This window comes from Micromonospora sp. WMMD730 (assembly GCF_049178955.1).
GTDB lineage: Bacteria > Actinomycetota > Actinomycetes > Mycobacteriales > Micromonosporaceae > Micromonospora > Micromonospora wenchangensis.
Genome location: NZ_JBMHML010000002.1, coordinates 827291 through 846497, shown reverse-complemented (window position 1 = coordinate 846497; position 19207 = coordinate 827291). Strand labels below are relative to the sequence as shown.

Below are 19207 nucleotides of genomic sequence, written 5' to 3'. Positions count from 1 at the left end.
GTCGCGTGCTCCGAGCACGACGGGCAGCGCATGGCCCGGCGTGACGAGAGGTGCGACGCCGTTCACCGGCCAGGCGGCGGGCAGGTCGGTGCGAACCGGTCAGGCCGCCCCGACGGGCAGCGCCAGGCGCAGGGCGAGCAGGTCGACACCGGGCAGCGGCGACCAGTCCCGCTGCGGGGTACGCACGAATCCGAGCCCCGCGTACAGCCGGTGGGCGGCGTCGGCGAGCCCGCTGCGGACGCAGATGACCAGCGCCGTGCAGCCCTGCGCCACGGCCCGGGACAGGCAGGCCCGCACCAGCGCCACCCCCACACCCCGCCCCTGGGCGGCCGGGTCCACCGCCAGCATCCGGAACTCCGCCTCGCCCGGCCCGGACAGCTCCGCGTACGGGCTGCCGGGCAGCACGTAGGTGACCGAGCCGAGAACCGTGCCGGTCGCCCCGTCGACGGCGACCAGGATCTCGCCGTGCTCCGCCCGGCCGGCCACGTCGGCCAGCACCACGCCGTAGCCGTTCTCGCCCTTGAGCTGACCGTCGGCCTCGTAGGCGGCGACGGTCAACCGGGCCACCGCCGGGAACTCGGCCGGTACGGCCCGCCGGACCAGCAGGCCGGTCGTCCGGTCGTCGGGGATCAACCGATCACCGCGATCAGGTCACCGTCCTGCACCACGTCGCCCTCGTTGACCGCGAGCTGCTCGACCACCCCGTCGGACTCGGCGACGACCGGAATCTCCATCTTCATCGACTCCAGGATCACCAGCGTGTCCCCCTCGGAGACGGTGTCCCCGGTCGACGCGACGACCTTCCACACGTTGGCCACCATCTCGGCGCGGATCTCCTCGGCCATCACGGCCCTCCCTCTCCACCGGGTGTGTCTGCGTCGGTATCCAATCACGGACCGGCCCCGCGTGGGCGGAGAGCGCCACGCGCGCCCGGCGTACCGCTGCCGCCCCGGCGCACGACGGTGCCCGCCGGCCGCACTAGCATCATCAGGTCGGACCCGACGCCGGGAGGCCGGCGGCGTGCACGCAGTCGCGGGTCGACCGCAGCAGGGTCGGACCCATCACGAGGAGGTCAGCATGGCGAAGAAGGCCCGTAAGAAGAAGGCCCGTAAGAAGAGCGGCGCGAACCACGGCAAGCGCCCCAACTCCTGAGCCGTTCCGGCGGGCCACCGCCGCGACGTCAGGTCCGGCCCCGCGCCGGACACACCGGTGGCCCGGGTCGAGTCGACCCGGGCCACCGTCATGTGTTCGTCTCGTCCACGGCGGATCCGCCGTGCCGTGTCACTCGGCGAGTTCGCGGGACTCGCTGGCCTCGAAGACCACCAGCTCGGTGAGGCGTACCCGCAGCCGCTCGCGCAGCTCGTCGGGGGCGGTCTCGTTGCCGCAGCACCGCGCCACCAGCGCCCGCACCTCCTGCTCGATGCCGTACTCGCGCAGGCAGGGCCCGCACTCGTCCAGGTGGTAGCGGATCAGCGAACGGCGCTCCTCGGCGCACTCCAGGTCGAGGTAGAGGTAGACCTCCGCGAGCACTTCCCGGCAGTCCGTCTCGTGCGGCTCTCCACAGCTCACGTCACACCTCCCGACCGGCGGTGGCGGTGGTCGAACCCTTCGCGGGCTGCGCGGCGCTGAAGCCGCGCTCCGCGGCGTACCGCTCCAGCAGCTTGCGCAGGTTACGACGCCCGCGGTGCAGCCGGGACATCACGGTGCCGATCGGCGTACCCATGATGTCGGCGACCTCCTTGTACGAGAAGCCCTCGACATCGGTCAGGTAGACCGCCAGGCGGAACTCCTCCGGCAGCTGCTGGAGGGCCTCCTTGACGTCGGTGTCCGGCAGCCGGTCCAGCGCCTCGGTCTCGGCCGACCGCAACCCGCTGGAGGTGTGCGACTCGGCCTCGGCGAGCTGCCAGTCGGTGATCTCCTCGGTGGGCGCCTGGATGGGCTGGCGCTGCCGCTTGCGGTAGGAGTTGATGTAGGTGTTGGTCAGGATCCGGTAGAGCCAGGCCTTCAGGTTGGTGCCCTGCTCGAACTGGTGGAAGGCCGCGTACGCCTTCAGGTACGTCTCCTGGACCAGGTCCTCGGCGTCGGCCGGGTTACGCGTCATCCGCAGCCCGGCGGCGTAGAGCTGATCGACGAAGGGCATCGCGTCCCGCTCGAAGCGGGCCCTGCGCTCGTCCGTCTTCTCGGTGGTCAACCGCACATCCCCTCGCGTCGGATGCTGTCCCGCCGAGGATACGCGGACGGACCGGTCCGCAGCTTCCGTTCTGCCGGGTGTGCCCGTGCTCACCACCCGGGGGCCGGTCCCCACCGCCGGCCAGTCCGGACCGTCGAGCAGCCGTCTGAGCTGCCGCGCGTCCCGATCGTCCCGCTCCCGGCTCCGTGTCTCGGTCGGCACCGGTCACCCCCCTCGCCAGATTCCTCGTCCGGGAGTCGTAACACCCGACCGCCGGCCGCACATTCCGCCGGCCCCGCTCCTGGTCCCGGCCCGCCCGGTCGGCTACCGGAGGACTGGGACCAGGAAGGGCCTGGGAGGGACGGTCCCGACCACCCGAACCAGAAGGTCGGCACCACCGGATGCAACGAGGGGTCCGGCGGGGCGGAAACGGGTGGTCAGCACGGCGAACCGGCCCCGCGCCGTCGGTCGCCGCTGCGGTCAGTGGGCCCACCGGTACGTACGCAGCCAGGTGAGCACCGCGGCGGCCACCCCGGCCGGGTCCCGGCGCAGGTCGTGACGTTCGCCACGACGCACCACCACCTGCACCGCCCCGGCGGCGTCGGGCAGCCCGAAAGGGTCCCGGTCGCCGTTGACCACCAGCGTGGGCAGGCCGGTGGCCAGCTCGGCGGCCCGGGAACGCTCCGGGCGGCCGGGCGGGTGCAGCGGAAAGGCCAGCGCGACGACCCCGACCGCCCCCACCGGGCCGGCCGTCCGGCAGGCCACCCGGGCGCCGCTGGACCGGCCACCGACCAGCAGCGGCAGGTCGGGATGCCGGCGGCGCAGCACGGTCAGCACCGCCGTCCACGCCTCGTCCAGGTGCCCGGCCGGGGCCGGTGCCCGACGGCCGGCCACCCGGTAGGGCTGGGTCACCCGGGCCACCAGCACCCCGGCGTCGCGGGCGGCGTCACGGACGGCCAGCAGGTCCGGCGCGTCCACCGCGCCGCCGGCCCCGTGGCCGAGCACGAGCAGGGACGTCGGCGGTCCGGCCGGACGGTCGGTGTCGACCCGGGCCGGGCCGCGCGGGGTGTCGAGCTGTGTGGAGCGGGACATCCGGTCATTCTGCGCCGTGGCCGGCGGGATGATCAGCTCAACGGCACCAGAGTGAGCAACTGGTCGCGGACCGGTGGACCGGCGTCGCCGGCCGCGCCGGAATCGGAGCCGACCTCGCCCCGCCAGGCGACCAGCATGGCCCGGCGCTCGCGGGGGGTGGTGCCGCCCCACACGCCGTGGGTGTCGCCCACCTCCAGCGCCCAGGCCAGGCAGGAACCCTGCACGTCGCAGCTGCGGCAGAGCGACACCGCCGCGTCGGCTGGTTCGTTGGGTGCCGGAAAGAACGTCTCCGGATCCACGCTCTGACAGGTTCCTCTGGTCCGCCAGGCATCGTCGGAACGGCGGTCCCGCAACGCACGCAGCAGTCGCGGATCCCGTCGTGCGGCGGCCACCTCGTGCGGTCGGGGCATACGCGCCCGGGTCATCACACCCACCTCCCCCGTGGGACCGGCAAGATCGACGGGCGTCGTTCGCACTGCGCGAGGACGCTCCCAGTGCCAGCGCTGTGTTGTATCGCACCGTCGGCTACGGAGACAAGGGGTGTGCCGGAAAGATGGCAGAAAATCCGAGCGACATTTCACCGATAAACCTGGCAATTCGTACGCGCCAATGTCATCTATCGCGATCAGAACAGTGCGTCGGTCCCGTGGGAGCGTTCCCGGTCCAGCGCCACCCGGGCGGTCAACTCCGGGCCGTCGTTGCGCACGTCGCCCACCGCCGTACCGACCGGGCGGATCTCCAGCCCGGCGAGCCAGTCCGCCGACGGCGGGACCAGCAACGCCGCCGGATCGTCGGCCGGAGCCAGCCAGTCCGCCCACCGGTCGGGCGGCAGCAGCAGCGGCATCCGGTCGTGCACCTCGGCCAGCTCGCCCACCGCCGCCGTGGTGAGCACGCTGAACGTGAGCGTCGCCTCCCAGCGGGACCAGATCCCCGCCAACGCCAGCACCGAGCCGTCCCGCGGGGTCATGAAGTACGGCTGCTTGCCGCCGCCGGCCCGGCGCACCCACTCGTACCAGCCGTCGGCCGGGACCAGGCAGCGGCGGCGGGCGAACGGCAGGGCGTACGCCCGGCTGGTGGCGACCGTCTCGGCCCGCGCGTTGATCATGCGGGCGGCCCCGGCGGCCGACTTCGCCCAGTGCGGCACCAGCCCCCAGCGGCCCACCGAGAGCGCCCGCCCCCGCTCCGGATCGACCCGCACCACCGGCACCCGGTCGGTCGGCGCGACGTTGTGGTCCGGCCGGACCCCGCCGTCGGTGTCGTCGTACGACTCGAAGACGGCGCTCAGGTCCCCGGAACTCCGGGTCGTCGCGTACCTGCCGCACATGGCGCCAACGCTAGCCCCCCGCGCCGCCATCGGCTGTCCCGCCCACCGGGAGTCAGCCCGACGGTAGTCTCGAAATCGCCGTCGGGTTGGCAGAATGTGACCGTGGGAAACCTGACCGCCACCCGTCCGCAACAGCCCTGGGCCGCACCGACCGCCACCGCCCCGGTCACCGCCGCCCTGCGCCTACCCGGCTCCAAGTCGATGACCGCACGCGCCCTGGTGCTCAGCGCACTGGCCGGTGGCCCGTCGACACTGCACGGGCCGCTGCGCGCCCGCGACACCGAACTCATGGCGGGCGGGCTGCGGGCGATGGGTGCCCACGTCTCGGTCTCCGACGACGACCGCTGGTTGGTCCGGCCGCACCGGCTGGTCGGCCCGGCCCACGTCGACGTCGGGCTCGCCGGCACGGTGATGCGGTTCGTCCCGCCGGTCGCCGGCCTCACCGACGGGCGGGTCACCTTCGACGGCGACCCGCAGGCCCGGGTCCGGCCGCTGGGCCCGCTGATCGGCGCGCTGCGCTCACTCGGCGTCCGGATCGACGCGCCGGAGACCGGCAGCCTGCCCCTGGTGGTGCAGGGCGTCGGCCGGGTCACCGGCGGCGAGGTGGTGATCGACGCCTCCGCCTCCAGCCAGCTCGTCTCCGGCCTGCTGCTCGCCGGGGCACGTTTCGACCGGGGCGTGGTGGTCCGGCACCAGGGCCCGCCGGTGCCGTCCGCGCCGCACCTACGGATGACCGTGCAGATGCTGCGGGCCGCCGGGGCGGCCGTCGACGACACCGTCGACGACGTCTGGGTGGTCGAGCCGGGGCCGCTCGCCGGCCGGGGCTGGGAGATCGAACCGGACCTCTCCGGCGCGGTCCCGTTCTTCGCCGCCGCCCTGGTCACCGGCGGTGAGGTGACCCTGCAGGGGTGGCCGCACAACAGCGTCCAGCCGGTCGAACAGCTCCGCTCGCTGCTGGACCGGATGGGTGGCGAGGTCACCCTGACCACCACCGGGCTGACCGTACGGGGCACCGGCACCGTGCACGGCCTGACCGCCGACCTGTCCGACGTCAGCGAGTTGACCCCGGCACTGACCGCGCTCGCCATGCTGGCCGACTCGCCGTCGACGTTCACCGGCATCGGGCACATCCGGGGGCACGAGACCGACCGGATCGCCGCGCTGGCCCGGGAGTTCACCGGGCTCGGCGCCGACCTGACCGAAACCGCCGACGGGCTGGAGATCCGGCCCCGACCGCTGCGAGGGGGTGCCTTCCGCACCTACGCCGACCACCGGATGGCGCACGCCGCCGCGGTGGCCGGGCTCGCCGTCCCGGGCATCGAGGTGGACGACGTGGCGTGCACCTCGAAGACCATGCCGGAGTTCCCGGCACTATGGTCGGCGATGGTGACCGGCAAGAGCTGACGGCGGAGGGGGCAGGTCCTGGCGACCAAGCGACGGGAGTACGACGAGGACGACGTACGGGTGCGCCCCGGCCGGTCCTCACGTCCGCGTACCCGGACCCGCCCCCGGCACGACGACGCGGTCGACGGGTTCGTCATCGCCGTCGACCGGGGCCGGTACACCTGTGTGCTCCCCGACGCCCCCGACGGCGCCGCGATCACCGCCATGCGGGCCCGCGAACTGGGCCGCAAGTCGGTGGTGGTCGGCGACCGGGTGAGCCTCGTCGGCGACGTCTCCGGTGCGGACGGGGCGCTGGCCCGGATCGTCCGGATCGCCGAACGGCGCTCGGTGCTGCGGCGCACCGCCGACGACGACGAGAACACCGCCGAGGGACGGCTGGAACGGGTGGTGGTCGCCAACGCCGACCAACTGGTGATCGTCAGCGCGCTGGCCGACCCACCACCCCGGACCGGCTTCATCGACCGTTGTCTGGTCGCCGCGTACGACGCCGACATCGAGCCGCTGCTCTGCCTGACCAAGGCCGACCTGGCCGGCCCGGAGCAGGTCGTCGGCTACTACACCGAGCTGGAACTGCCGTACGTGCTCATCCGGCCCGACTCCGACCTCGACGCGCTGCGCGCCCTGCTCGCCGGCCGGGTGTCGGTGCTGGTGGGGCACTCCGGGGTGGGCAAGTCGACACTGGTCAACCGGCTGGTACCGGACGCGCTGCGGGCGGTCGGCGTGGTCAGCGCTATCGGCCGGGGCCGGCACACCTCCACCAGCGCGGTGGCGCTACGGCTCCCGCGTACCCCGGACGGCGACGGTGACCCGGGCTGGATCGTGGACACCCCGGGCATCCGCAGCTTCGGGCTGGCCCACGTCTCGGCCGAGAGCCTGCTGCACGGCTTCCCCGACCTGGTGGAGGGGACGGTGGACTGCCCACCCAACTGTCCGCACACCCCGGACGAGGCGGACTGTGCCCTGGACGCCTGGGTGGCCGCCGGCAAGGCCGATCCGCGCCGGCTGGGCTCGTACCGTCGGCTGCTGGCCTCCCGGGCCGGCGAGGGCGACCCCCGCGAGGTGGAACGCAACCCCGGCGACCCCCTCGCCGGCTCCTGACCCACCCACCCCTGTCCCCCGCCCCACGCACCCCACCCCGGCTCCGCCCCAGCCCCGCGCCGGTTCCGCCCCAGCCCTCCGTGCCCACCGCCCCGGCCCGGTCTCACCACCACCGCCCCGCCGCCCTCGGCCCGGTCTCACAGCCCTCACTACCCCGGCCGCACCGCTCGGTGATCAAGAGGTTTGCGTCAAGTGATCAAGAGGTTTGCGTCAATCTGGATCTCCGTCATGACGCAAACCTCTTGATCACGCCAAGCGGGGTGGGGTGGGGTGGGGGGTGGAGGGGAGGGGGTGGGGTGGGGGTTAGGGTTTCGGGGTGACGGGGTATGCGGGGGACATCGAACTTGCTCACCGGCTGGCGGATGCCGCCGACGCCATCTCGATGGCCCGGTTCCGGGCGCTTGACCTGCGGGTGACGGCGAAGCCGGACCTGACTCCCGTCTCCGACGCGGACACCTCCGTCGAGCGGGAGATCCGGGAACTGCTGGCCGCCCACCGGCCGGACGACGGGTTGCTCGGCGAGGAGTACGGCGAGCAGCCGGCGACCGGTCCGCACGACCGGCGGTGGGTGATCGACCCGATCGACGGCACCAAGAACTTCGTCCGGGGCGTGCCGGTGTGGGCCACCCTGATCGCCCTGCTGGAGGGGGACCGGCCGGTGGTCGGGCTGGTCTCCGCCCCGGCGCTCGGCCGGCGCTGGTGGGGGGCCAACGGCGTGGGGGCGTACGCGGGGCGCGACGCCGCCTCCGGCGAGCCGATCCGGGTCTCCGGGGTACGCGACCTCGCCGACGCCAGCGTCTGCTACTCGTCGCTGACCGGGTGGGAGGCGGCCGGCCGGCTGGACGCGGTACTCCAGTTGATGCGCGACACCTGGCGCAGCCGCGCCTACGGCGACTTCTACGGCTACATGCTGCTGGCCGAGGGGGCACTGGACGTGATGGTGGAGCCGGAACTGTCGCTGTGGGACGTGGCCGCGCTGGTGCCGATCGTGACCGCCGCCGGGGGCACCATGACCACCATGGAAGGCGCTCCCGCCCCTGGTGGGACGGCATCCGGCGAGATCAGCGCGATCGCCACCAACGGGCCGCTGCACACCGACGTGCTGTCCCGGCTGGGTCGGCCAACCGCGCGCTGAACGCAACGGCCCTCTATTCTCGCCTGGTGGTGTCCTCCGGTTGGTGCTTCCTCGCGGCGATGATCATCGCGTACGGCTTCGCCAACATGCTCCAGTCGGTGGCCGCCGCCCGGACGACCGTGCACCACACCTTCGACCCGGGGCTGCTGCTGCGGCTGGCCGGGCACCGGACGTACCTGATCGGGCTGCTCTGCCAGGTGACCGGCTTCGTACTGGCCTTCCTGGCCCGGCGCGACCTGCCGTTGTTCCTGGTGCAGGCGAGCGTGGCGGCGGGCCTGGGGGTGACCGCCCTGCTGGGGGTGGTGGTGCTCAAGTGGCGGCTGCCCGCCGCCGAGGTGGCGCTGCTGGTGCTGCTCTTCGCCGGGATCACCGCGTTGGTGCTCTCCGCCCAGCCGGCCCCCTCCAAGGGGCTCGGCACCGCCGGCCTGGTCGCCCTGGCGCTGGCGCTCGGCGGGATCGGGCTGCTCGGTTTCTTCGCGGTACGCCTGCACGGGGCACCCGGCTCGGTGGCGCTCGGCTCCCTGGCCGGGCTGGCGTTCTCCGCCGCCGCGGTGGCCGCCCGGCCGCTGGCCTCCGCCCCGTCGGCCGAGGCGTTCGTCCGTGACCCGCTGCTCTACCTGCTGATCGTCCACTCGCTGGTGGGTCAGCTGCTGCTCGGCCTGGCGATGCAGCGCGGCTCCACGACGGCGGCCGTGGCCGCGATGGACGCCGCCGGGGCGGTACCCGCCGCCATCGTCGGCCTGCTGCTGCTCAACGACAAGATCTGGCCGGGCCGGGAGTGGCTGGCCGCCGTCGGCTTCCTGATCACTCTCGCCTCGGTCATCGGGCTCACCCGGTACGCCGCACCCCAGCACCACCACGCGGTGGCCCGCACCCGGGAACGCGCCATGGTGGGCGCGGCCCCCCGCGCCTGACGGGTCGGCGGTCGTGGGGCGCGGTCAGACGCCGACCGGGCCGGTGGTCGTGGTGGTCGTTCCCGTGACCGGCGTCTCGACCTCCACCGCAACGGGGGCGGCCGGGTCGGCCTCGACGTCGACCGGCACCGTGTCGGGCACCTCGACCGGGGTACGCCGGCCCACCACCCGCTCGTAGAGCCGCTCCAGCGCGCCGGCCGTCCGCTCCCAGGTGTAGCTGCACCGCACCCGGTCCACCGCGGCGTGCCCGTAGGCGAACCGGCCAGCGTTGTCGGCGAGCAGCCGGCGCAGCGTCATGCCCAGCGTGCGGACGTCGCCGGGGGGCACCAGCCGGCCGGTGACCTCGTCGACCACCGCGTCGGCGATGCCGCCCACGGCGTAGCCGACCACCGGCACCCCGCAGGCCATCGCCTCCAGCGACACCCGGCCGGCGGCGGAGTAGTGCGGGGTGCAGGCGACCACGTCGGCCGAGCGGTACCAGGTGGCGAGCTGGTCGTGCGGCACCGCGCCGACCAGGGTGACCTGGTCGGCGACCCCGGCCCGCTCGGCCAGCTCGCGCAACCGCCGGGCCTCGGCGTGGGTGGCCAGCTGGTCGGCCGGCGGCCCACCGGCGATCACCAGTTCCACGTCGCCGACCAGCCGCATCGCCCGGATCAGGTCGTCCTGTCCGTGGCCCGGGGACAGCCCGCCGACGGACAGGATGCGGGCCCGCTGGTCGCGGGGGGCGGCCTCCCCGTCGGGGTGGAACCGTTCGACGTCCACCCCGGTGGGCACCATCGCCACCGAGGAGCGTTGCAGTCCCATCCGGGTCAGCTCGTCGACCTCGTCGGTGCACTGGGCGACGGCGACGTCCACCGCCCGGGTGAGCGCACGCTCCAGCGGGATGCGCTCGCCGGGGCCGTCGTACTCGCGGCCGAGGTGGCGGCGCTGCTCGACGCCGAGCGAGTGGAAGGTCTGCACCACCGGGATGTTCGTCTCCCGGACCGCGTGCGCGGCGGCCAGGCCGCCGATCCAGTAGTGCCCGTGCACCACCTCCGGCGTCCACTCCCCCGCCCACCGGTCAGCCAACCAGCGGCCGAACTCGGGCACGTGCGGAACCAGGTCGGCGGTGACGGTGGGCCGGGCCGGGCCGACGGGCACACGTTCCACCCGGTACCCGTCGATCTCGACGCTCGCCGGCAGGGCCGGGTCGTCGCGGCGCTCGTACACCCGCACGTCGTGGCCGCGCCCGGCCAGCTCGCCGGCGACCCGAGCGACGTGCTCGTGGGTGCCGACGGGTGGTCCTTCCGCGTGCCGGGACGACCCGGCGTGCGCGCAGACGAGGCCGACGCGCATGGTGCACCTCCATGCGATCTGCGAGGGATGGTCCGGTCAGAGCGTCCCATTAACCGGGGCTCCACGAGCCGAAACCTCGCAGATCGGAAGCGGTCAGCGGTCGCTGGGCCGGCTGTGGGGCACCCCACACCGCCCCCGGGCCGGTGCCCGCCTGGCCCGGGGTGGGCTACGGCTGACCGGAGCGGTCCCGCTGATCAGTGGCCGCACGGCGGCATGACCGGGCCCGTCCGGGGGTACCGAGCGGGAATGCCGATGACCCGTACCCCCGCCGTCACCGCCGTGGTGGTCGCCGGCGTCACCGGCGGGTCCGACGCCATCCCGACGCCGCGTCCCGCCCGGCCCGGCGTCCCCGGGACGACGACCCACCCGGCCCGCGCCGACCGGGGGCGACGGCGATGAGCCGCGCCGACCTGCCGACCCCGGGAACGGTCCGGCACCCCCGGGCGGGATGCCAGGTGGTGGCCGACGACTCCTCCGCGCTGGTCCGGCTCGCCGGGACGCTGGAGCCGACCGACGTCGAGCGGGTACGCGACGCGCTGCTCGTCCGGCTCGTCGACCGGCCCGGTCCGATCGTGGTCGACCTGGCCGGGCTGCGGGCCGACCGGGTGACCGCCGGCCGGTTGCTGGCCGGGGTACGCCGGGCGGTACGCGACTGGCCCGCCGCCGACCTGCTGGTGGTCGACCCGACCGGGACGCTCGTCGACGGGGACGCGGCGGAACTGGCGGTCTACCGGACCGAGGCCGAGGCGACGGCGGCCCTGGCCCGTACGCCGATGGCGGCGGTGCTGACCGAGGAGCTGACGCCGACGGTCGGGGCGGCCCGGTGGGCGCGGGAACTGGTGACCGACCGCTGCGCCCGGTGGGGTGCGCCGGAGCTGGCCGAACCGGCCTGCATCGCGGTCACCGAGATGGTCAACAACGTGGTGGCGCACGCGTCGACCCCGATGACGCTGCGGTTGGCCGCGCAGGGCGACACGGTGCACCTGGCGGTGCGGGACCACTCCCGGCGGCAGCCCCGCTACGGAGGACCGGCGTCGCTCACCTCGGCCGGTGGCCGGGGGCTGCTGTTGATCGACACGGTGGCCCGGCGTTGGGGCAGCACCCCGCTCCCGGACGGCAAGGTGATCTGGTGCGTGCTGCACACCGAGGACGAGTCGCACTGGCACCACGACTGATTACTGCCCTTTCGTCCCGATCCCGGGAGCGGGACCCGGTTACCCGGGCCGTGCCAGTGGGTAGTGCTCAGCCATGCGCGACGACGAGTTCCCGACCCCCGTGTCCGACCCCGAGGCGCTCGGCCTGCCCGACACCGCCGACGACGACTCGACCGCCCACGACGACGTGCTGACCGGTCGGGAGGCCGACGGCCCCGACCCGGCCCAGCTGCCCGGCGACCGCACCCCGGTGGCCGTCGACCACTTCGGCACCACCGCCGACGAGCAGCTCGACGGCGAGTCGTTGGACTACAAGCTCGACCGCGAGCAGTACGAGCGGCGGGCCGACGACCCGCTGGCCGGGCCGGTCGACCCGGACATCGCCGCCGAGGCGGAGAACGAGGAGGCCGCCGCGCAGGCCCAGCTCGACGCCGACGTGCTCGACCCGGGCCCCACCTCGGACCCGAACTCCCCGGTCTCGCTCTACGACCACGGTCAGCTCGGCACGGTCGCCGACGCGCAGGTGGGTCGGCTCGTCGAACCGGACGAGGGGGCCCGCACCGACCAGGAGACCGACAGCATCGCCTACGACGCGGGCGCGGCCGGCGGCGGCGCGAGCGCCGAGGAACTGGCCATCCACGAGACCCGGCCGCCCGAGGCGCACTGACCCCCGGTCGTCCAGGGCCGCGCCCTCGGTCGTCCAGGGCGCGCCCTCAGTCGTCCAGGCCGCGTTCGATCGCGTAGCGGGTCAGCTCCACCCGGTTGTGCAGCTGGAGCTTGCCGAGCGTGTTCTGCACGTGGTTCTGCACGGTGCGGTGCGACAGCCCGAGCCGCCCGGCGATCTGCTTGTAGGACAGCCCCTTCGCCACCAGCCGCAGCACCTCGGTCTCCCGTTCGGTGAGCCGGGGGGCCGCTCCGGGCCCGTCGTCGCCGGACCCACCGGCCGGCGGGTCCGCGGCGAGCCGCCGGTACTCGCCCAGCACCAGCCCGGCCAGGCCCGGGGTGAACACCGGTTCACCGGCGGCCGTGCGGCGCACCGCGTCCAGGAACTCCGCCGGGGCCGCCGACTTCAGCAGGTAGCCGGTGGCCCCGGCCTTCACCGCGTCCAGCACCCCCTGCTGTTCGCCGCTGGCCGACAGCATCAGCACCCGGACCCGGGGCAACGCGGCCCGCAGTCCCTGGATCACCTCCACCCCGGAGATGTCCGGCAGTTGGAGGTCGAGCACCACCACGTCGGGTCGGGCGGCGGCGGCCACCCGGACCGCCTGGCGGCCCTCACCGCTGGTCGCCACCACCAGGTGCCCGGCCTCGGTGAGGTCCCGGGCCACCCCCTCCCGCCACATCGGGTGGTCGTCGACCACCATCACCCGCACCCCGGTCATCGGCTCCTCCTCGGCACCATCAGTTCGATCTCGGTGCCCTCCCCCGGCGTCGAGATGATCCGCACCTCGCCGCCGAGGTCGGTCATCCGTCCCCGGATGGCCTGCGCCACCCCCAGCCGGCCCTGCCGGGCGGCCTCGACCAGCCGGCCCGCCGGAATGCCCGGCCCGGCGTCGCGCACCGACACGGTCACCGTGTCGCCCTCGTCCTCGACGAGCACCCAGCCCCGCCCGTCGGCGTGCCGCCGCACGTTGTCCAGGGCCGCCGCCGTCGCGGCGGCCACCTCCCGGGCCACCGACGCCGGCAGCGGCACCGGCGTCGCCGGGGCGGAGACCTGCACCGTCGCCGAGGCGTACCCGGACAGCAGGGACCGCAGGTCGACCTCGTCGCCCGGGTCGGCGGGCGACGTCGGCGGGGCCCCGGAGATCAACGCGCGTAATGCCACCTCCTGCTGGCCGGCGAGCCGGGCCAGCTCACCGGCCTCCCCGTCGAGGTGCGCGCCGCGCCGCTGGACCAGGGACAGCACCTGGAGCACCGAGTCGTGGATGTCCCGGGCCAGCCGTTCCCGTTCCCGGGTCGCCGCCTCCAGTTCCACCGCCCGCTGCAACCGCTCCTCGGTGCTCACCGCCAGCCGGGCCACGTGCCCCACCACCGCGCCGGCGAGCAGCAGCAGGATCGCCCCGGTCAGCGAGGACGGGCCGATCCGGCCCCGGGTGACGAGGTCCGTGCCGCCGACCAGCAGCGCGGCCACCGTGCCGCGCCGCCGCCCGCCGGAGACCGCCCAGGCCAGCACCGGCCCGGCCAGCCACGCCACGGCGAGGGCGGGCACCCCGGCGGCCAGCGCCGGGCGTCCCACCACCCACGGCGTGACCGCCAGGATCGCCAGCACCACGCCGAGGTCGGCCAGGAGCAGCGGCCAGCGCCGGTTGGCCGGCCGGGCGTACCCGACCGCCGTCACCCCGGACCAGGCCAGCATCACCAGCAGTACGCCGCCCGCGGCGACCGGGTGGGCGTACCGGCCGGCGTCGCGCAGGACCAGCAGGCCGACGTACGCCAGCGAGGCGAACCGGAAGACCGCGACGGAACGCCACAGCGGGTCGGCGAAACCTCCCGGCGGGGACGACGGCATGGCCGCCACGATGCCACAGTCCCCAGGTCAGCCGGCCGGGCCGGTCGGTGCGGGCCCGAGAACCCTGGCGTACGGTAGAAATAGCGTGAAAAACTCCGAGATCGCTGTCGGGACAGGGCCCATGACGAACGCAGAGCTTCCCACACCGCGTACGGTGGTGCCCATCGAACCTTCCCTTCTCATCGCCGAGGCGTTCGACCAGGCACAGGTGACCGAGCTGAGACACTCGGTCAGCTCCTGCGCGCACGCGGCCGGCATGGCCGGGCAACGGCTCGACGACTTCGTGCTGGCGGTCAACGAGTTGATCACCAACGCCGTGCGGCACGGTGGCGGACGGGGCTGGCTGCGGCTCTGGCGACGCGCCGGCGAGCTGGTCTGCGAGGTCTCCGACCACGGCAGCGGCATCAGCGAGCAGCGGCTCGACGACCGCAGCCGGCCCGCCCCGGACACCGCCGGCGGCTGGGGGCTCTGGCTGGCCCGGGAGCTCAGCGACGCCATGGAGGTCGAGAGCGGCGCGGCCGGCACCACCGTACGGATCAGCGCCCTCTTCGCCTGACCCGCCGGCCCGGTCCGGCCGCCCGGTTCGCCGACACCGCCCACCGGCCTGGTCCGCCCACCGGCCTGGCCCGCCCGCCGGTGACGGTCAGCCGAACAGGGCGCTGACCGACTCGCCGTTGTGGATGCGACGCATCGCCTCGGCCAGCGCCGGAGCCACCGAGAGCACCGTCAGCTCCGGCACCCGCTTGTCCGCGGGGATCGGCACGGTGTTGGTGCAGACGATCTCGCGTACCCCGTCGACGGCGGCGAGCCGGGTCAGCGCGCCGTCGGAGAACAGGCCGTGGGTACAGGCCAGCCGGATCGACCGGACGTTGCGTTGGTGCAGGTGGCCGATCAGCTCGACCACCGTGCTGCCCTTGGCGATCTCGTCGTCCAGCACGATCACGTCCCGGTCGGCCACCTCACCGATCACCGTGCTGATGGTGACCCGGTCGTCGCTGAACCGCTGCTTCGCCCCGGCCGCGACCGGGGTGCCGAGCATCCGGGCGAACGCCGCCGCCTCCTTGGCGTTGCCCAGATCCGGCGAGACCACCACCGTGTTACCCAGGTCGTACCCCCGGAAGTGGGCGGCCAGCTCGCGCAGGGCGTGCAGGTGGTCGACCGGGACGCTGAAGAAGCCGTGCACCTGCGGTGAGTGCAGGGTCATCGCCAACACCCGCTGGGCGCCGGCCGAGGTGAGCAGGTCGGCCACCAGCCGGGCCCCGATGGAGATGCGCGGGGCGTCCTTCTTGTCCGACCGGGCGTACGCGTAGTGCGGCAGGACCACGGTGATCCGCCCCGCCGACGCGCCCCGGGCGGCGTCGATCATGAGCAGCAGCTCCACCAGGTTCTCCTGCACCGGGGGCACCAGGGGCTGGATCAGGAAGACGTCCCGCTCCCGGCAGTTCGCCTGCAACTGCACCTCCAGGCAGTCGTTGGCGAACCGGGACACCCGCACCGGGTGCAGCGGCACCCCCAGGTGGGAACAGATCTCGGCGGCGAGGTCGGGATGGGCGGTTCCACTGAACACGGCGATGTCGCGCACGTCTGGAGATCGTACGGAACCGTGCCGGTTCTCCCGTCGACCCGGGCCGGGTACGGTGCCGAAATGACCGGAGAGTACGTCGCCGCCATCGACCAGGGCACCACCTCGTCGCGGTGCATCGTCTTCGACCGGGCCGGTGGGATCGTCGCCGTCGCGCAACGCGAGCACCGGCAGATCTTCCCCCGGCCCGGTTGGGTCGAGCACGACGCCGAGGAGATCTGGGCCAACGTCGAGCGGGTGGTCCGCGACGCGCTGGCCGACGCCGGCACCGGCCCCGACGGGTTGGCCGCAGTCGGCATCACCAACCAGCGGGAGACCACCGTGGTCTGGGACCGGGCCACCGGCCGACCCGTCGCCAACGCCGTCGTCTGGCAGGACACCCGCACCGGCCCGCTACTGCGCGAACTGGCCGACTCGTACGGCGAGGAGCGGCTGCGCGCCCGCACCGGGCTCACCCTGGCCACCTACTTCGCCGGCCCCAAGCTGCGCTGGCTGCTGGACGACGTCGACGGGCTGCGGGACCGCGCCGAACGGGGCGAGGTGCTGTTCGGCACGATGGACAGCTGGCTGATCTGGAAGCTGACCGGACGGCACGTCACCGACGTCACCAACGCCAGCCGGACCATGCTGATGAGCCTGGAGACCCTCGACTGGGACCCGGAGCTGCTCGACGCGCTGCGCATCCCGGCCGCGATGCTGCCGCAGATCCGCAGCTCGGCGGAGGTCTACGGAACGGCCCACGGGGTGCTCGACGGGGTGCCGGTGGCCAGCGCGCTCGGCGACCAGCAGGCGGCCCTGTTCGGGCAGACCTGTTTCCAGCCAGGCGAGGCGAAGTGCACCTACGGCACCGGGAGTTTCCTGCTGCTCAACACCGGGGCCAGCCCGGTGCCGTCCAGCCACGGCCTGCTGACCACGGTGGCCTACCGGATCGACGGCCAGCCGGCCGCGTACGCCCTGGAGGGGGCGATCGCGGTGACCGGGTCGCTGGTGCAGTGGCTGCGGGACAACCTCGGATTGATCTCCTCGGCGGCCGAGGTCGAGGAGCTGGCCGCCACCGTGGACGACAACGGGGGCTGCTACGTGGTGCCCGCCTTCTCCGGGCTGTTCGCGCCGCACTGGCGTAGCGACGCCCGGGGGGTGATCGCCGGCCTGACCGGCTACATCACCAAGGGGCACCTGGCGCGGGCGGCGCTGGAGGCGTCGGCCTGGCAGACCCGCGAGGTGGTCGACGCGATGAACGCCGACTCCGACGTGGCGCTGCGCCGGCTGCGGGTCGACGGTGGAATGACCGCCAACGGGCTGCTGATGCAGTTCCTCGCCGACGTGCTGGCGGTGCCGGTGGTCCGCTCCCGGATCACCGAGACCACCTGCCTCGGCGCGGCGTACGCGGCCGGCCTGGCGGTCGGTTTCTGGCCCGACCTGGCCACCCTGCGCGCACAGTGGCGCTCCGACGCGCAGTGGGAGTCCCGGATGGACCCGGCGCACCGGGAGCGGGAACTGGGCCGGTGGCGCAAGGCGGTCGACCGCACCCTCGACTGGGTCGACTGACTCCGGCGGCGGCCCGTCCGTCGACCGGTCCGCGTCGTGCCCGACCGATACGATCGGCCGGGGGGATGCCACATGCAGACAGTCGGTCCGTACGCGCTGCACCGCAGGCTCAGCTCGTGCGAGCTGGGCGAGGTCTGGGCCGCACGGGACGCCGCCGAGCGGCCGTTCACCGTCGCCGTGCTCGCGCCGGCCGCCGCCGAGGGCGGCTGGCGGGAGGCGTTCGCCGCGGCGGCCAACACCCTGGCCCGCTCCGACGGCCTGCCGATCACCGGGGCCAACCACACCGGTCCGATGCCCTGGGTGGCCTGCGCCGCCGAGCAGGGTGCCGGGGCCGCGCACGTCTTCCTCGCGTTGGGGCAGCGCCTCGTCCCGGCCGGGGAGCCCCCGGCCGGTGGCCCCCGGGTCGGACCGGCCGGCGTGTCCGACCCGGCACACCGGCCGACCGCCGGGGCTCCGGTCGCCGCAACGCCGGTTGCCGGAGCACCGGTCGCCGCCGGGGCCGGCGGGACACCGGCACCGGAGGGGCGGCCCACCGCCGGGCCGGCGGGCGCGGCCCGGCCGGGGAGGACCCTACCGCCGGTGCCCGCCCCGTCGACCGGAGCCGCCGCATCCACCGGGCCTGCTTCGCCGACGGGCCACGGAGCGCCGACCGGGCCGGTCGCGTCGCCCGGCAATGTCGCGTCGACCGGGCCTGTCGCGTCGGCCACGGGCGGCACGGTGCCGCCGGGTGCCGCACCCCGCACGACCCCACCCCGCACGACCCCACCCCGCACGACCGCCCCGCCCCACCCGGCGACCCCGCACCAGACCGCACCGCACCAGGCCACTCTGCCGCAGGCCGGCCCACACCAGGCAGCACCGCAGCAGGCCGGTCGGCAAGCAGCCCGGCAACAGGCCGGTCCGCACCAGGCCGCTCTGCCGCAGGTCACCCCACACCAGGCCGGCCCGCAGCAGGTCGGTCCACACCAAGCGGCCCCGCACCAGGCCGGTCAGCAGACAGCCCGGCAGCAGGTCGGCCCACAGCAGGCAGCCCCACCCCAGGCCGGCCCGCAGCAGGCGGTGCCCGCGCCGGTGGTGCCGCAGCGGGCGGGACCGCCGTACCCGCCGACGGCCCTCGCGCCGTACCCGCCGGCACCGTTCCCCCCGGTCGCGGGGCCGGCGCGCGGGCGGGGTCGGGCCGTACTGTGGTCGGTGTTGGTGGCCCTGCTCGCGGCGGCGATCGGGGCGGCGGGTGGCTACCTCGCCGCCGACCGGTCGGGCGACGGGCCGGCCACCGTCGCCGCGCCGGCCACCGCGACACCGAGCGCCGACCTGGGGCTGCCGGCCACGCCGCCACGCCGGCCGGGGGTGGAGCCGCCGGTCGGTGGCGGCTGGCCCGCCGGGGCGCCCACCTTCGCCCGCACCGAGCCGACCCGGGAGATCACCGGCCTGGCCGGGGTCGACTTCAGTTTCCGGGTGCCCACCGGCTGGAACTGCACCGAGGCCGGCCGCACCGGCGGCTCGGCGCACTACCGGTGCGGCGTCCCGGCCGCCGACGGGTCGATCATCGGTGGCGACCTGATCGTCCGGCAGTGCCCCCGGCTCTGCACCGACCAGCGCCGCACCGCGCTGCGCCGGCAGGAGGAGGCATGGGGGTTGCAGTGGATCCGCAGCGGCGATTTCACCACCTGGGCGGAGACGGCCCGGGTGGACGGCGCGCCGCGCTACGGGCTGGTCTACCTCTCCTACTGGCGCAGCGTGCCGGAGGACGCGATCGACAGGCAACTGGTGCTGCGGATGACCGCGCCCCTGGACCGCGCGGACGAGGTACGCAAGGTGGCCGCCTCGGTGCGGGAGGCCACCTTCACCATCTGACGCGGGGGCGAGGCCACCCCTGCTCGACCGGTACCCTTCGACCGGACGTCGACGACGAACCGGTCCGTCCTTCCACGACCGAGCGGGG

The 19207-nt window shown here is 74.6% G+C and carries 22 protein-coding genes; 11 read left to right on the top strand and 11 right to left on the bottom strand.

What is annotated here, in order from left to right:
- Nucleotides 1-99: 99 nt before the first annotated feature.
- Both ACN265_RS03935 and ACN265_RS03930 read right to left on the bottom strand, forming a co-directional pair.
- Nucleotides 100-630 carry a GNAT family N-acetyltransferase gene (locus ACN265_RS03935; RefSeq protein WP_421411352.1) on the bottom strand — a complete coding sequence of 177 codons (531 nt, stop codon included), beginning with the start codon at nucleotides 628-630 and terminating at the stop codon, nucleotides 100-102.
- Nucleotides 630-845 carry a biotin/lipoyl-binding carrier protein gene (locus ACN265_RS03930; protein ID WP_145921537.1) on the bottom strand — a complete coding sequence of 72 codons (216 nt, stop codon included), beginning with the start codon at nucleotides 843-845 and terminating at the stop codon, nucleotides 630-632. The genes ACN265_RS03935 and ACN265_RS03930 overlap by 1 nt, the downstream gene beginning before the upstream one ends.
- 232 nt (nucleotides 846-1077) lie before the next feature.
- Between ACN265_RS03930 and ACN265_RS03925 the strand changes: the two genes are divergently transcribed.
- Nucleotides 1078-1152 carry a 50S ribosomal protein bL37 gene (locus tag ACN265_RS03925; RefSeq protein WP_369700219.1) on the top strand — a complete coding sequence of 25 codons (75 nt, stop codon included), beginning with the start codon at nucleotides 1078-1080 and terminating at the stop codon, nucleotides 1150-1152.
- 129 nt (nucleotides 1153-1281) lie between these two features.
- On the opposite strand, the gene rsrA is transcribed toward ACN265_RS03925, so the two are convergent.
- From rsrA to ACN265_RS03900, 5 genes are all read right to left on the bottom strand, one after another.
- Nucleotides 1282-1569, bottom strand: coding sequence for a mycothiol system anti-sigma-R factor (gene rsrA / locus ACN265_RS03920; protein ID WP_204926830.1), 288 nt, complete (start codon nucleotides 1567-1569; stop codon nucleotides 1282-1284).
- Between the two features lies 1 nt (nucleotide 1570).
- A complete protein-coding gene (locus ACN265_RS03915) occupies nucleotides 1571-2392 on the bottom strand; it encodes a sigma-70 family RNA polymerase sigma factor (protein ID WP_088646016.1) in 822 nt (273 codons plus the stop codon).
- Between the two features lie 258 nt (nucleotides 2393-2650).
- On the bottom strand, nucleotides 2651-3262 hold the full coding sequence (locus ACN265_RS03910; RefSeq protein WP_421406060.1) for an alpha/beta family hydrolase: 612 nt from the start codon (nucleotides 3260-3262) through the stop codon (nucleotides 2651-2653).
- 32 nt (nucleotides 3263-3294) lie between these two features.
- Nucleotides 3295-3687: a WhiB family transcriptional regulator gene (locus ACN265_RS03905; protein WP_204926828.1), complete on the bottom strand. Its 393-nt coding sequence runs from the start codon at nucleotides 3685-3687 to the stop codon at nucleotides 3295-3297.
- 200 nt (nucleotides 3688-3887) lie between these two features.
- Nucleotides 3888-4586 carry an SOS response-associated peptidase gene (locus tag ACN265_RS03900; RefSeq protein ID WP_420118229.1) on the bottom strand — a complete coding sequence of 233 codons (699 nt, stop codon included), beginning with the start codon at nucleotides 4584-4586 and terminating at the stop codon, nucleotides 3888-3890.
- A gap of 102 nt (nucleotides 4587-4688) precedes the next feature.
- Between ACN265_RS03900 and aroA the strand changes: the two genes are divergently transcribed.
- The 4 genes from aroA (at nucleotide 4689) to ACN265_RS03880 (ending at nucleotide 9137) form a co-directional block, all read left to right on the top strand.
- A complete protein-coding gene (aroA, locus tag ACN265_RS03895; protein WP_357929799.1) occupies nucleotides 4689-5990 on the top strand; it encodes a 3-phosphoshikimate 1-carboxyvinyltransferase in 1302 nt (433 codons plus the stop codon).
- A 165-nt stretch (nucleotides 5991-6155) separates the two neighbouring features.
- Nucleotides 6156-7088, top strand: a complete 933-nt coding sequence (gene rsgA, locus ACN265_RS03890; protein ID WP_421411350.1) for a ribosome small subunit-dependent GTPase A — start codon at nucleotides 6156-6158, stop codon at nucleotides 7086-7088.
- A gap of 316 nt (nucleotides 7089-7404) precedes the next feature.
- On the top strand, nucleotides 7405-8223 hold the full coding sequence (gene hisN / locus ACN265_RS03885) for a histidinol-phosphatase (protein WP_421406059.1): 819 nt from the start codon (nucleotides 7405-7407) through the stop codon (nucleotides 8221-8223).
- Nucleotides 8224-8282: 59 nt separating this feature from the next.
- Nucleotides 8283-9137 carry a hypothetical protein gene (locus tag ACN265_RS03880; protein ID WP_363658052.1) on the top strand — a complete coding sequence of 285 codons (855 nt, stop codon included), beginning with the start codon at nucleotides 8283-8285 and terminating at the stop codon, nucleotides 9135-9137.
- A gap of 24 nt (nucleotides 9138-9161) precedes the next feature.
- Here the strand turns inward: ACN265_RS03880 and ACN265_RS03875 are convergent, their stop codons facing one another.
- Nucleotides 9162-10472, bottom strand: a complete 1311-nt coding sequence (locus ACN265_RS03875) for a glycosyltransferase (RefSeq protein ID WP_421406058.1) — start codon at nucleotides 10470-10472, stop codon at nucleotides 9162-9164.
- A 252-nt stretch (nucleotides 10473-10724) separates the two neighbouring features.
- Between ACN265_RS03875 and ACN265_RS03870 the strand changes: the two genes are divergently transcribed.
- From ACN265_RS03870 to ACN265_RS03860, 3 genes are all read left to right on the top strand, one after another.
- The gene (locus tag ACN265_RS03870) at nucleotides 10725-10871 is read left to right on the top strand and encodes a hypothetical protein (protein WP_421406057.1); all 147 of its coding nucleotides are present in this window, start codon (nucleotides 10725-10727) and stop codon (nucleotides 10869-10871) included.
- On the top strand, nucleotides 10868-11647 hold the full coding sequence (locus ACN265_RS03865) for an ATP-binding protein (protein WP_421406056.1): 780 nt from the start codon (nucleotides 10868-10870) through the stop codon (nucleotides 11645-11647). The genes ACN265_RS03870 and ACN265_RS03865 overlap by 4 nt, the downstream gene beginning before the upstream one ends.
- 73 nt (nucleotides 11648-11720) lie before the next feature.
- Nucleotides 11721-12293, top strand: a complete 573-nt coding sequence (locus tag ACN265_RS03860; RefSeq protein WP_421406054.1) for a DUF5709 domain-containing protein — start codon at nucleotides 11721-11723, stop codon at nucleotides 12291-12293.
- Nucleotides 12294-12339: 46 nt separating this feature from the next.
- Here the strand turns inward: ACN265_RS03860 and ACN265_RS03855 are convergent, their stop codons facing one another.
- Both ACN265_RS03855 and macS read right to left on the bottom strand, forming a co-directional pair.
- Nucleotides 12340-13008, bottom strand: coding sequence for a response regulator (locus tag ACN265_RS03855; protein WP_204926819.1), 669 nt, complete (start codon nucleotides 13006-13008; stop codon nucleotides 12340-12342).
- Nucleotides 13005-14135: a MacS family sensor histidine kinase gene (gene macS / locus ACN265_RS03850; RefSeq protein ID WP_421406053.1), complete on the bottom strand. Its 1131-nt coding sequence runs from the start codon at nucleotides 14133-14135 to the stop codon at nucleotides 13005-13007. Before macS ends, ACN265_RS03855 begins: the two co-directional genes overlap by 4 nt.
- Before the next feature lie 121 nt (nucleotides 14136-14256).
- Between macS and ACN265_RS03845 the strand changes: the two genes are divergently transcribed.
- The gene (locus ACN265_RS03845) at nucleotides 14257-14691 is read left to right on the top strand and encodes an ATP-binding protein (protein WP_204926817.1); all 435 of its coding nucleotides are present in this window, start codon (nucleotides 14257-14259) and stop codon (nucleotides 14689-14691) included.
- An 87-nt stretch (nucleotides 14692-14778) separates the two neighbouring features.
- Here the strand turns inward: ACN265_RS03845 and ACN265_RS03840 are convergent, their stop codons facing one another.
- The gene (locus ACN265_RS03840; protein ID WP_204926816.1) at nucleotides 14779-15717 is read right to left on the bottom strand and encodes a ribose-phosphate diphosphokinase; all 939 of its coding nucleotides are present in this window, start codon (nucleotides 15715-15717) and stop codon (nucleotides 14779-14781) included.
- A gap of 63 nt (nucleotides 15718-15780) precedes the next feature.
- On the opposite strand from ACN265_RS03840, the gene glpK reads away from it, so the two are divergent.
- The gene (gene glpK / locus ACN265_RS03835) at nucleotides 15781-17265 is read left to right on the top strand and encodes a glycerol kinase GlpK (RefSeq protein ID WP_421406051.1); all 1485 of its coding nucleotides are present in this window, start codon (nucleotides 15781-15783) and stop codon (nucleotides 17263-17265) included.
- A 72-nt stretch (nucleotides 17266-17337) separates the two neighbouring features.
- The gene (locus tag ACN265_RS03830) at nucleotides 17338-19119 is read left to right on the top strand and encodes a hypothetical protein (protein WP_421406050.1); all 1782 of its coding nucleotides are present in this window, start codon (nucleotides 17338-17340) and stop codon (nucleotides 19117-19119) included.
- Nucleotides 19120-19207: the final 88 nt, after the last annotated feature.